The sequence below is a fragment of the Alteromonas sp. 4NH20-0056 genome (genome assembly GCF_057539655.1).
On sequence record NZ_BAAJLS010000008.1, the window covers coordinates 18752 to 31393 of the forward strand.

At 43.5% G+C, this 12642-nt stretch carries 10 protein-coding genes; 5 read left to right on the plus strand and 5 right to left on the minus strand.

The features are described 5' to 3' along the window. Positions 1-47 precede the first annotated feature (47 nt). On the minus strand, positions 48-2741 hold the full coding sequence (gyrA, locus tag AC27EZ_RS13700) for a DNA topoisomerase (ATP-hydrolyzing) subunit A (RefSeq protein ID WP_487135853.1): 2694 nt from the start codon (positions 2739-2741) through the stop codon (positions 48-50). A gap of 381 nt (positions 2742-3122) precedes the next feature. On the opposite strand from gyrA, the gene ubiG reads away from it, so the two are divergent. The 4 genes from ubiG (at position 3123) to yfaE (ending at position 8161) form a co-directional block, all read left to right on the plus strand. Then, positions 3123-3827, plus strand: a complete 705-nt coding sequence (gene ubiG, locus AC27EZ_RS13705) for a bifunctional 2-polyprenyl-6-hydroxyphenol methylase/3-demethylubiquinol 3-O-methyltransferase UbiG (RefSeq protein WP_487135973.1) — start codon at positions 3123-3125, stop codon at positions 3825-3827. A gap of 504 nt (positions 3828-4331) precedes the next feature. After that, positions 4332-6653 (plus strand): class 1a ribonucleoside-diphosphate reductase subunit alpha, encoded by a 2322-nt coding sequence (gene nrdA / locus AC27EZ_RS13710; protein WP_487135854.1) that lies wholly within the window; start codon positions 4332-4334, stop codon positions 6651-6653. Positions 6654-6745: 92 nt separating this feature from the next. Then, on the plus strand, positions 6746-7876 hold the full coding sequence (gene nrdB / locus AC27EZ_RS13715; protein ID WP_487135855.1) for a class Ia ribonucleoside-diphosphate reductase subunit beta: 1131 nt from the start codon (positions 6746-6748) through the stop codon (positions 7874-7876). 12 nt (positions 7877-7888) lie between these two features. After that, positions 7889-8161, plus strand: a complete 273-nt coding sequence (yfaE, locus tag AC27EZ_RS13720) for a class I ribonucleotide reductase maintenance protein YfaE (RefSeq protein WP_487135856.1) — start codon at positions 7889-7891, stop codon at positions 8159-8161. A 48-nt stretch (positions 8162-8209) separates the two neighbouring features. Here the strand turns inward: yfaE and AC27EZ_RS13725 are convergent, their stop codons facing one another. Then, positions 8210-8452 carry a DUF2164 domain-containing protein gene (locus AC27EZ_RS13725; protein ID WP_487135857.1) on the minus strand — a complete coding sequence of 81 codons (243 nt, stop codon included), beginning with the start codon at positions 8450-8452 and terminating at the stop codon, positions 8210-8212. 181 nt (positions 8453-8633) lie between these two features. On the opposite strand from AC27EZ_RS13725, the gene AC27EZ_RS13730 reads away from it, so the two are divergent. Continuing rightward, entirely contained in the window at positions 8634-9731 is a 1098-nt protein-coding gene (locus AC27EZ_RS13730) for an NADH:flavin oxidoreductase (RefSeq protein ID WP_487135858.1), read from the plus strand. A gap of 97 nt (positions 9732-9828) precedes the next feature. On the opposite strand, the gene AC27EZ_RS13735 is transcribed toward AC27EZ_RS13730, so the two are convergent. The 3 genes from AC27EZ_RS13735 to bamC all read right to left on the minus strand — a co-directional run bounded on the left by AC27EZ_RS13735 (position 9829) and on the right by bamC (position 12634). Next, positions 9829-10722 carry a DMT family transporter gene (locus AC27EZ_RS13735; protein ID WP_487135859.1) on the minus strand — a complete coding sequence of 298 codons (894 nt, stop codon included), beginning with the start codon at positions 10720-10722 and terminating at the stop codon, positions 9829-9831. 82 nt (positions 10723-10804) lie between these two features. Beyond that, the gene (gene purC, locus AC27EZ_RS13740) at positions 10805-11518 is read right to left on the minus strand and encodes a phosphoribosylaminoimidazolesuccinocarboxamide synthase (protein ID WP_487135860.1); all 714 of its coding nucleotides are present in this window, start codon (positions 11516-11518) and stop codon (positions 10805-10807) included. 12 nt (positions 11519-11530) lie between these two features. Next, positions 11531-12634, minus strand: a complete 1104-nt coding sequence (gene bamC / locus AC27EZ_RS13745) for an NlpB/DapX family lipoprotein (RefSeq protein ID WP_487135861.1) — start codon at positions 12632-12634, stop codon at positions 11531-11533. Positions 12635-12642 lie beyond the last annotated feature (8 nt).

The window sequence follows — 12642 nt, forward strand, 5'->3', positions numbered from 1 at the left end:
AAAGAACACTGATAACGCGCAGTAACACTCGTTAAAGCGCGATATCCCTACTCTTCTGTCGCTGAATCTTCACCGTCTTGTGCGGTGTTTTCTTCAAGCTCTACGGCCTCGTCAGATAAAATGGGATTTCCATCTTCATCTAACTCTGGCACGTCAACTACTTCGTCGATACGTTGCAGGCCAACAACATGTTCACCTTCAACAGTACGAATTAGTCTTACGCCTTGAGTATTTCGGCCAACTACCGAGACTTCACTCACACGCGTTCTTACTAACGTACCTTGGTCACTGATAAGCATGATTTCATTAGTATCATCTACTTGTACAGCACCAACGACTTTACCGTTACGCTCAGATACCTTGATTGAAACAACACCTTGTGTTGCGCGGCTCTTAGCGGGGTAATCTTCTAACGGTGTACGCTTACCAAAACCATTTTCGGTTGCAGTTAGGACAGGGCCGTCACCTTTAGGAACAATAAGCGACACGACTTTTTGACCGTCCTGAAGCCTTATTCCGCGAACACCCGTCGCCGTTCTACCCATAGGTCTCAGTGCTAGAAGCTCTTCACCCGTTTCTGGGTCGCGTTTAACTTCGCCCGTTTCGCTATCGCGAAGCTTTTCATTAAAACGAACCACCTTACCCGCGTCAGAGAACAACATAATGTCATCATCGCCGTGAGTAATATCGACACCAATAAGCTCGTCGCCATCGTTAAGGTTAACAGCAATAATACCGCTTGAACGTGGACGTGAATAAAGACTCAAATCTGTCTTTTTGACCGTACCGTTCGCTGTTGCCATCAACACGTACTTACCTTCTTCAAACTCTTTAATTGGAAGAATAGCTGTAATGCGCTCATTATCTTCTAATGGAAGAATATTAACGATGGGTCGACCACGCGCATTACGACTAGCAAATGGCAATTGATAGACTTTCAGCCAGTACAATCGTCCTCGGGTCGAGAAGCACAGAATATGGTCGTGCGTATTGGCCACCAACAGCTTTTCAATGAAATCTTCATCCTTCATCTTCGTTGCTGATTTGCCGCGACCGCCTCTTCGCTGCGCTTCATAATCGGTCAGTTTCTGATATTTAACGTAACCTTCGCGAGACAAGGTGACTACAACGTCTTCTTGTTCGATTAAATCTTCAATATCAATATCGTGGCTTGCCGCAGTAATTTCCGTACGACGCTCGTCACCAAATTCTTCACGTACTTTTTCTAACTCTTCTTGAATAACTTCCATCAAGCGCTCAGGGCTGTTCAGGATGTAAAGTAATTCAGCAATAACCTCTAGAAGTTGCTTGTACTCTTCAAGGATCTTCTCGTGCTCTAAACCTGTTAGTTTGTGTAAACGAAGGTCTAGGATCGCTTGTGCTTGTTGCTCAGTTAAGAAGTATTTACCTTCACGAATACCAAACTCAGGTAAAAGCCAGTCTGGTCTCGCTGCATCATCGCCAGCACGTTCTAGCATTTGCGATACATCGCCGAGTTCCCATCCCTGCGCGACAAGCGATTTCTTCGCATCAGCAGGGCTTTGAGACGCTTTAATCAACTCAATGATTGGGTCGATATTAGCAAGCGCAATCGCTAAGCCTTCAAGAATATGAGCGCGGTCACGTGCTTTACGTAACTCGAATACGGTACGACGGGTAACCACTTCACGACGGTGAAGAATAAACGCTTCAAGGGTTTCTTTAAGATTAAAAACCTTTGGCTGGCCGTTATCAAGCGCAACCATGTTGATACCAAACACCGTTTGAAGCTGGGTGTTTGCATACAAATGGTTTAGCAGTACTTCGGCAGACTCATTGCGTTTAACCTCAACGACAATACGCATTCCATCTTTATCAGACTCATCGCGTAAAGCCGAAACGCCTTCGATACGTTTTTCTTTAACAAGCTCAGCGATTTTCTCAATTAAACGTGCTTTGTTTACTTGATACGGAATCTCATTGATGATGATGGTTTCTTTACCATTCGCATCGGTTTCGATATCCGCTTTAGCGCGCATGTAAATTTTACCGCGGCCAGTACGATAAGCATCGTCTATTCCTTTTCTACCGCTTATCATTGCTGCGGTAGGGAAATCCGGGCCCGGGATGTACGTCATAAGATCGTCAATCGTGATTGATGGATCGTTAATCAGTGCAACACAACCATTAATGACTTCAGTCAGATTATGGGGAGGAATATTTGTTGCCATACCAACAGCAATACCGGATGAACCGTTTACCAATAGGTTCGGTACTTTCGTAGGAAGTACTTCTGGAATGAATTCTGTGCCGTCATAGTTAGGTACAAAATCGACGGTTTCTTTATCTAGATCTGCTAGTAGTTCGTGGGCAATCTTTGCCATACGTACTTCGGTGTAACGCATAGCAGCAGCTGAGTCGCCATCAACAGAACCAAAGTTACCCTGTCCATCTACAAGCATGTAACGAAGTGAGAACGGTTGGGCCATACGAACAATAGTGTCGTATACGGCTGAATCACCATGAGGATGGTATTTACCAATAACATCACCAACTACACGAGCTGATTTCTTATATGGCTTATTGAAATCATTTTTAAGTTCATTCATCGCGAACAACACGCGACGATGCACTGGCTTCAAACCATCTCTAACGTCAGGCAAGGCTCGCCCGACAATAACGCTCATCGCGTAATCAAGATAAGAGTTCTTTAACTCTTCCTCGATATTAACGGGGAGGATTTCTTTAGCGTTATCTGACATAAACTGCTTAATCCCTTTATCTTAGTTTGTTCTGCGTTATCCAACGAAGTCACTTTACAACAACTGTAGAAGCGGCTTCAAGGCGCGCATTGTTATTATGGGGGTCATAATCTTCTTGCGAGTGTATCACTTGATGATACATTTATGTAGCGCTTAATTCCCCTTCTTTGTGTAACACACCTTAACCGATTATTTTTCATCCAAGCAACACACTTTTCCTATCATGCACGACTAAAAATGCTGAAAAGTATGACAAATATCAGGTATGTTAAAAGGCCATAAAGATACGCATAATGTACAAATGTTTACCTATTTGTATGTAGAATAATTATTATGAACACGGCACGTCTACGTCGAGTTCGTCCAGGAATGGTAAGTGCTATGACAAACGTTGATCATCAAGAAATTGGAAAGTTTTCAGAATTAGCCTCGCGCTGGTGGGATCCAGAAGGAGAATTTAAGCCTCTTCATCAAATCAACCCTCTTCGTCTGGACTTTATTAACCAACACTGCGAAGGACTTTTTGACAAGCGCGCATTAGATATCGGTTGCGGCGGTGGTATCTTAGCAGAAGCAATGGCAAAAGCCGGAGCGAACGTAACCGGTTTAGATATGGCACAAGCGTCACTCGACGTTGCCAAACTACATGGATTAGAGTCGGGCGTAAATGTAGAGTATCAATGCATAACCGCAGAAGCCTACGCTGAGTCTCATGCTAATAGCTTTGATGTTGTTACGTGTATGGAAATGCTTGAACATGTTCCCGATCCTGCATCAGTCGTAAAAGCATGTGCATCGCTTGTAAAGCCTGGTGGAAAAGTTTTCTTTTCAACATTAAATCGGAATATTAAGTCATATTTAATGGGGATCGTAGGCGCTGAACATATCTTGAAGTTAGTCCCTAAAGGGACCCATGATCACTCTCGCTTTATAAAGCCTTCTGAACTGCTTAGGATGACCGATGCTGCTGGGTTACTTCCTCGAGATATGACGGGCTTGCATATGGACCCGATGTCGCAAGGCTTCTATCTCTCTAACAAAAACGTCGACGTAAATTACCTACTATATACAGTGCTGCCAGAATAAATTAACACTACATCTAGGGTTATGTAGATATTTTACGCACTATATATCGTGTTTTTATAAAAAATAGATTCTTGTAATAAATTAATTTAAAGAGAAACAATTTTTTACAATAGTGCTTGCAATTGCGATGTTAGAGGTTTGTAGAAAGCTAAAAAGTTAGTCTCCACTAACGTAAATTTCATGCCAGTTTAAGTGCTCGATAAAGCACCAGATATTGGGTTGCATTAATACCAAAACCTCACTATCTTGTGCTGAGTCCAACGCATGATCCGCAGCGCACTTTTTAGTGATCGTGAAGATCGCATTAATGAAGTTGCGATCACTCTGTTGAACAAAAATACACGTTTGATTACCTAGGTGATATCACGTCCATTATTAGGATAGCGGTATCGTCTGGTTAGTAGTGAGTGGCAATACGCTAATACGTTGCTCAATACTAATTATTATAAATAGAACAGGGCTAAAGCCCACGCATTAAGCGCTAACAAATAACGGCCAGTAGCAATGAATAACAATCTATCCGTCAGCAAACGCAACGGCGAAAAAGAAGTCATCGATTTAGAGAAAATCCACAAAGTGGTGACGTGGGCCGCAAAAGGCTTGAATAATGTCTCCGTTTCACAAGTCGAAATCAAAGCGCAAATTCAGTTCTATGACGGTATTAAAACCAGTGAGATTCATGAAACGCTTATAAAGTCAGCGGCAGATCTTATCTCTACAGAAGCGCCAGATTACCAATACCTCGCTGCGCGCCTTGCGATATTTCATCTTCGCAAAAAAGCCTATGGCCAATTTGAGCCGCCCGCATTACTCGATCACGTGACTAAGATGGTAGAAATGGGTAAATACGACGCCCATCTTCTAGAAGACTATACGCCGGAAGAATTTGCTGAGATGGACACTTATATCGACCATTGGCGCGATATGAATTTTAGCTATGCGGCGGTTAAACAGTTAGAAGGCAAGTATCTCGTTCAAAACCGTGTAACTGGCGAAATATATGAAAGCGCTCAGTTCCTTTATATTCTTGTTGCAGCGTGTTTATTCGCAAATTACGACAAAGACGTACGCATGAGCTACGTTCGTCGTTTCTACGATGCTGCATCAACCTTCAAGCTTTCATTGCCAACGCCTATTATGGCAGGCGTACGTACCCCTACTCGTCAGTTCAGCTCTTGTGTATTGATTGAAACAGGTGACAGCCTAGATTCTATTAACGCGTCAGCAAGTGCAATCGTTAAGTACGTCAGCCAACGTGCGGGCATTGGCGTAAATGCGGGCCGTATCAGAGCGCTTGGTAGTCCTATCCGTGGTGGTGAAGCATTCCACACCGGTTGTATCCCATTTTACAAGTACTTCCAAACAGCAGTAAAAAGCTGTTCTCAAGGCGGTGTTCGTGGTGGCGCAGCGACGTTGTTTTATCCGCTATGGCATATGGAAGTTGAATCGTTATTAGTGCTTAAGAATAACCGTGGTGTAGAAGAAAACCGCGTTCGTCACCTAGATTATGGCGTGCAGTTTAACAAACTGATGTATCAGCGCATGATGAAAGATGGCGTTATTTCATTGTTTAGCCCCTCAGATGTGCCTGGACTTTATGACGCATTCTTTGCTGATCAAGAAAAATTCGAAGAACTCTACGTAAAGTATGAAAACGATGACAGTATTCGTAAAAAGCAGATAAAAGCGATGGAATTGTTCAGCTTGTTCATGCAAGAGCGCGCAAGTACCGGTCGTATTTATCTTCAAAACGTTGATCACTGTAATACGCACAGTCCTTTCAACCCAGAAGTAGCACCTGTTCGCCAAAGCAACCTTTGTCTTGAAATTGCGCTGCCAACTAAGCCTTTGCAGCATGTTAACGATGAAAATGGCGAAATCGCGCTTTGTACGCTTTCTGCATTTAACCTAGGTGCAATTAAGTCTCTAGACGAATTCGAAGAATTAGCCGACCTTGCGGTACGTGCGCTTGATAACTTACTCGATTACCAAGACTATCCCGTTCCTGCGGCTTATAACGCCACAATGGGTCGTCGTACATTGGGTGTAGGTGTTATAAACTTTGCATACTACTTGGCCAAAAATGGTGTGAAGTATTCAGATCATAGTGCAAATGCCTTAGTGCATCGTACATTTGAAGCTATGCAGTATTACCTTCTGAAAGCATCGAACAATTTGGCGAAAGAGAAAGGCGCGTGTCCTAAATTTAACGAGACCACCTACTCTCAAGGCATTATGCCAATCGACAGCTATAAGAAAGATCTTGATAGCGTTTGCAACGAACCTCTTCACTACGATTGGGATGCCCTTCGCGAAGAAGTAAAAACACACGGTTTGCGTAACTCTACGCTATCGGCACTTATGCCATCAGAGACATCGTCGCAAATATCAAATGCAACAAATGGTATTGAGCCGCCGCGTGGCTTTATTAGCATTAAATCAAGTAAAGACGGTGTACTGAAGCAGGTTGTTCCAGAATACGAAACGTTAAAAGATAACTACGAGTTGTTATGGGACATTCCGTCTAACGACGGTTACCTTCAACTAGTAGGTATTATGCAGAAGTTTATCGATCAAACGATTTCTGCAAACACCAATTATGACCCAAGCCGCTATGACGGTAACAAAGTGCCGATGAAGTTACTTCTGAAAGACTTGCTTACCACCTATAAGCTGGGCGTAAAGACCTTGTATTACCATAATACCAGGGATGGAGCGTCGGATACTTCTGCGCTAGATGCAAAGGCAAATGTTCCATTACCTAGACAAGAAGAAGTCGTCATAGAAGAAGACGATGATTGTGCTGGCGGTGCGTGCAAAATATAGCGCGCACCCTAGCGGGTTTTCCGCAAGTACAAATCGCAGCAAGAACACTAATTAATAAACGCGTTTATCATTAAGTTTTCAGTTAGGTCACCATGAAATACACTACGTTTAATCAGCAAAGCACTAATCCTTTGGTCGAGCCAATGTTTTTCGGCAATCCCGTTAACGTTGCTCGTTATGACCAACAAAAGCACGCTATTTTCGAGAAGCTTATTGAAAAACAAATTAGCTTTTTCTGGCGCCCTGAAGAAGTAGATGTGACACGAGATCGCGTTGACTTTCAGAAGCTTACTGAGCCTGAAAAGCACATTTTTATCTCTAATCTGAAATATCAAACGCTATTAGACTCGGTCCAAGGCCGCAGTCCAAACATCGCGTTTTTGCCAATTATTTCATTACCTGAATTAGAAACGTGGGTTGAAACATGGTCGTTTTACGAGACCATACACTCTCGCTCTTACACGCACATATTGCGCAACCTTTTCTCTGATCCAAGTGAAATTTTTGAAGATATCGTTGTAAATGACGAGATAAAGCGAAGAGCCGCTGATATTTCTAAATACTACGATGACCTTATTTTTGCCACTCAGCTATGGCAGACTCAGGGTGAAGGGATCCACACCATTGATGGTGTAGCGCATACCATCAATATGTATGAACTTAAGAAAAAACTGTTCTTGTGTATGAATTCAGTTAATGCGCTAGAAGCTATCCGCTTCTACGTGTCTTTTGCATGTACCTTTGCATTTGCTGAGCGTAAGCTAATGGAAGGCAACTCAAAAATCATTCGCCTTATTGCGCGTGATGAGAACCTACACCTTTCTTCAACACAGCACATTTTAAATCTGTGGGCAAAGAGCAAGGACGACCCAGAGATGGCGCAGATTGCTGAAGAATGTAAAGACGAAGCCCGTGATATTTTTCTAAATGCGGTAGAGCAAGAAAAGCAATGGGCCGACTATTTGTTCCAAAATGGGTCAATGATTGGGCTTAACAAAGAAATTCTTTGTCAGTATGTCGAATATATTGCGAATCAGCGCATGACAGCCATAGGATTTGACGCTCCGTTTGATGTTAGCAGTAATCCTCTTCCTTGGATGAACAACTATCTTAACTCAGACAATGTGCAAGTTGCTCCTCAAGAATCTGAGATAAGTTCGTACCTTGTTGGTCAGATTGATTCTGCTGTAAGCGAAGATGAATTTGCCGATTTCGAGCTGTAGTTATACTGCTCAATGACGAACGACAGTAAAGGGCTTCGCATCGACGTAGTCGATGTGGGCCCGATTCAGGCCTCACCCGAAAAAACCCTTCTTAGCGCGCTTGAAGCCGCAAATATCCATATCCATTTTCATTGTAGAGAAGGGTTTTGTGGTGCATGTCGAACTAAGTTACTCGATGGGGAAGTTGAATATACCACCGATCCACTTGCATTTATCGACGATGACGAAATACTCCCCTGCTGTTGTGTGGCTAAGTGTCCGCTAAAAATAAAAGTACCGCTATAAACGATACTTAAATTGAAATGTCCGAAACGTAGCGATAACCCTATTGCGCTACACTTCTTTTAAAATTCCATACAAATCTTCATCTATTGTTTCTAAACGCGAATCAAACACCGCCCTAGCATCATGGACTCCTTGATTATAGAAATGGGGGCCCATCTCACGACTGATGAAGTCTAATAAAAAATCACCATCGAACTGTCCTAATTCAATACCTAACTCTCTATCGACATAGTGTTGAAGTTTTTCGATTAGGTTAGCTTTTTCATCGGTATTAAAGATAATTTCACGCATTCTTATTGTCCTTGGTACATTTATAGTAACGCTATCAAATTCACATTGCTTATTACAGCGCGGTGGGAATAACGCCACCCAATCAATGGTTATGCATCACTATCATTAATAGAAAATTGACTTCATAAGGTTTGGCCTTACTATTTTGCCATCGTATTTCGTAATTAAACATGGAACTACAATGTCGAAAACCACCTTATTTTCAAAGTTTAACAGCAGTAACCTTACACTAGATAACCGTATTGTTATGGCCCCTATGACGCGTCAGTTTTCACCTAATGGCATCCCGACCGACGATGTTGCAGGCTACTATAAACGACGCGCAGAAGGCGGTACCGGGCTGATCATTACTGAAGGCACCACTGTAAATGACAACGTCGCGACGATGGACGCTAATATTCCTAAGTTTCATGGTGAAGATGCATTAGCCGGCTGGAAAAAAGTGGTCCAAGATGTACACGGTGCTGGCGGTAAAATTATGCCTCAGTTATGGCATGTCGGCATGGCAAGAGTTGCTGAAAAAGCGCCCTACCCTGAATTGCCAAGCGCTGGCCCATCTGGACTATTTAAGCCTGGCAAGCAAGGGGCTGAGCCTATGACCGTTGAGCATATTGAAGCCGTTATCGCGGCATTTGCGCAGGCCGCGGCAGATGCCAAGGCAATAGGAATGGATGGCATAGAAATCCACGGTGCACATGGTTATTTAGTTGACCAATTCTTTTGGGAAGGAACGAACCAACGTACCGACAGCTGGGGCGGCAACATGCAAAACCGTGGGCGTTTTGCAGTAGAAATTATTAAAGCTATTCGTGCAGCGACCTCACCAGACTTCCCTATTGTATTGCGCTTCTCCCAGTGGAAACAGCAAGACTATACTGCTCGACTAGCACATTCACCACAAGAGCTTGAGCAATTCCTTACCCCATTGAGCGACGCGGGTGTAGACATATTCCATTGCTCCCAACGCCGTTATTGGGAAAGTGAATTTGAAGGCAGCGAGCTTAATCTTGCTGGCTGGACCAAAAAAATTACAGGAAAGCCAACAATTACCGTCGGCTCTGTTGGGCTAAACAGTGATTTCTTTGGCGCGTTCCAGGGCAAAGGCTCAGACATGCGCTCTATTGATGACCTCGTTGAGCGCCTAGAACAAGGCGAATTTGATTTGGTTGCCGTAGGAAGAGCACTTCTTCAAGACCCAAATTGGCCACGTAAAATAGAAGAACAGCGTATGGATGAACTGAAAGAGTATTCTGCGGACGCACTCGCGACGTTAAGCTAATTCAAATATAAACCCCAAACGCTGTATTGAGCGCCATGGTATAACGGGCAACGCATTCTTTAAATATAAAGACTGCGTTGCCCGTATTCATTAATTTTCACGCTTTTTTACCGTAACGAATAACCAAACTAATCCCACCGAGTGTTAATGCAGAAGCGAGCATAACTTGTAATGTTAGTGGTTCTGCTAGGAAGGCCCAGCCCATCAACGTAGCAATTACGGGTACAGATAGCTGCACCGTTGCCGCGGTAGTCGCTCGAATAAGCGAAAGCGCACTATACCAAACGGCATAACCCGCACCAGATGCTAAAATACCCGACATAAGCGCATACATTACGCCAGCACTATCATAGTTAACCCCATCAGATAACCACAGCCAACACGCCAGCGGAATAAGCAGTAAGCTTGAATATACGAAGTTTCCGAACGTCAACAGTAAAGGCGCACCACTCCTTCTACCAAATATGGAGTATGCCCCCCACGCTATACCAGCAATTACCATTAACAAGGCCGCTACTGGGTTAGGCGCAGAGGCACTAGGGAGAAGCAGTGTCACTACACCACTAACTGCAATAACAAACCCTGTCCACTGCAGCAAGGTAAAACGTTCTTTATGAAGTAGACCGTAAGCAATCATCGTAAGCTGAACCGCACCAAACAATAATAACGCCCCCGTGCCTGTGCTTAAAGACACATACGCGTATGAGAACGTAATAGCGTAAACGAACAGTGATAACCCTCCCCGTAACGTGCCATGGGTGGTAATGATTGACGTAATAGATTGCCTTTTTGTCGGTGAATTATTCGACGGCAACACTCGCTGCCTGGTAATAGTAACCAGAATAAGTAAACACAGTGCGCCACTCATTAAGCGGACTATCGTAAATAAACCAGGGTCTATACTCGTGTTCACAAGCGCCATTCTACACAACAAAGAATTGGCGGCAAACGCCACCATGGCAAGGCTCACAAGAAAGAGTGAACGATTCATTAACCTATCCTTTTATCAAAAAAAAGAGGACCTTCGATGGTCCTCTTTTCTTTCAATTATCGCATGTAGTGAAGTAATAAAATTAAAGCGCTAAACCTAAACGTTGAGCCACTTCAATATACGTCTCTACCACTGAACCAAGACCCTGTCTAAAACGGTCTTTATCCATTTTCTTGCGGGTTTCTTTATCCCACAATCTACAGCCGTCGGGTGTAAACTCATCACCCAATACGATGTTACCCGCATTGTCGACGCCAAACTCTAGTTTGTAATCAACCAATAACATACCCGCTTCATCAAATAACGCTTTAAGCACCGCATTCACATTAAAGGTGATCGCTTTCATTTGTTCGATTTGTTCTTCGGTTGCCCAGCCGAATGACGCGATGTGATAATCGTTAATCATTGGGTCGTGCAATGCGTCGTTCTTCAAGAAAAACTCAAACACTGGCGGCGTCAATGCTTGGCCTTCTTCTACACCTAAACGGCGCACAAGAGAGCCAGCAGCAAGATTTCTTACCACACATTCAACAGGGATCATATCAAGCTTTTTAACAAGCGACTCAGTGTCAGACACGAGCGCTTCTACTTGTGTTTTGATACCCGCCTCTTCAAGCTTAGTCATAATGAAGTGGTTAAACTTATTGTTCACCTCACCTTTACGATCGAGCTGCTCAATTTTTTCACCATCAAAGGCTGACGTATCATTACGAAAATGAAGGATCAGCTTTTCGCTATCATCAGTAAAGTACACTGTTTTTGCTTTACCGCGGTAAAGCTCATCACGTTTTTCCATGCTCAGTCTCAATTAAATATCAAGGTTATCTTCTGACATGACCTCAGCAAAAGTGCTGTATAGGTCGGAAACTTGATTGGCTTCAAAAGGTACACTTTCATTATTCATAAAAGTAACAGAAGTACGGTCACTGCCGGCAGCTTCAACTTTCAAGCGATAGTCGCCTTTCTTAAGTAGGTCGCCGTTACCTGAGAACAGACCATCCCACCAACTATTGTCTGCCCCATTATAGCTTACAAACAAAAGGCCATTCGACTTATCTAAATCTTTTACATCAAAACCAAGTTTACGCAGTACCAACAGCATTCTAGGCCAAGTAATGTCATATTGTGACGCAACGATAAACGCGGCATCGCCATCGGCATTGAACCCCATCTCAGTCTGAAGGCCTTGTCTAATTTGAGCAACGCGTCGCGTTTTAGCAAGCTGCACTTGGTATTCGTAATGAACAATAACTTGATTCAATACGTCAACTTCTTCACGACGCTCTTTCATCGATGACACTTCAGCAATAACGTCGTTACCTTGGGTTTCGAGATAGTCTTTCAAATCTACGGTAAGTGCTGCACTTCTACCATGTGGTTTCACTTCTAGGCTAAATTCGAAGCGGCGACCAATTTCGCTCTCAGAAGACGTCATGCTATACCAAGGGCCTTCTATTTCTTTGGTGATCACCATCCAGTCTGTGATCAATACTTGCCTTTCAGCATCAAACGAGTCTACACCGATGCCTTGCTCATCAAGGAAACTCAATAACGAATTCCAGATTGCTTGGCTCAACGGTTGGCTATCGTCAACTTGGTCAAAGGTAATTGTTGCTGAGCTTTTCCCTTCTTGTACGCTTGAGCCGGTAACGATGGGTAGCACTAATGATGGCGACTGAATAACCATCTTCTTTCCTACGATTTCAGGGTCGGCATTGTCGCCTAGTTCCGGCAATGCAAACTCACGAGAAAACGCAGGCGCATCTAAACTTTCGGGAACCTTTAAGGGGGCCTGTTCTTTTGTTTCTAAGTACTTGTAACTACCTGAAGCTGTCTTTCTATCAGTTTGGCTCGAACATCCCGCAAGTACAATTACAGCCAATGAACTTGCTATAGCCAGCGATTTTTTCATCTGCATTC

What these genes read in the sequence shown, in the direction of transcription:
- AC27EZ_RS13730 (WP_487135858.1), top strand. Translation starts at nt 8,634, where the DNA reads ATGTCGAAAACCACCTTATTTTCAAAGTTTAACAGCAGTAACCTTACA.
- bamC (WP_487135861.1), bottom strand. Translation starts at nt 12,634, where the DNA reads ATGAAAAAATCGCTGGCTATAGCAAGTTCATTGGCTGTAATTGTACTT.
- gyrA (WP_487135853.1), bottom strand. Translation starts at nt 2,741, where the DNA reads ATGTCAGATAACGCTAAAGAAATCCTCCCCGTTAATATCGAGGAAGAG.
- nrdB (WP_487135855.1), top strand. Translation starts at nt 6,746, where the DNA reads ATGAAATACACTACGTTTAATCAGCAAAGCACTAATCCTTTGGTCGAG.
- yfaE (WP_487135856.1), top strand. Translation starts at nt 7,889, where the DNA reads ATGACGAACGACAGTAAAGGGCTTCGCATCGACGTAGTCGATGTGGGC.
- nrdA (WP_487135854.1), top strand. Translation starts at nt 4,332, where the DNA reads ATGAATAACAATCTATCCGTCAGCAAACGCAACGGCGAAAAAGAAGTC.
- AC27EZ_RS13735 (WP_487135859.1), bottom strand. Translation starts at nt 10,722, where the DNA reads ATGAATCGTTCACTCTTTCTTGTGAGCCTTGCCATGGTGGCGTTTGCC.
- purC (WP_487135860.1), bottom strand. Translation starts at nt 11,518, where the DNA reads ATGGAAAAACGTGATGAGCTTTACCGCGGTAAAGCAAAAACAGTGTAC.
- AC27EZ_RS13725 (WP_487135857.1), bottom strand. Translation starts at nt 8,452, where the DNA reads ATGCGTGAAATTATCTTTAATACCGATGAAAAAGCTAACCTAATCGAA.
- ubiG (WP_487135973.1), top strand. Translation starts at nt 3,123, where the DNA reads ATGACAAACGTTGATCATCAAGAAATTGGAAAGTTTTCAGAATTAGCC.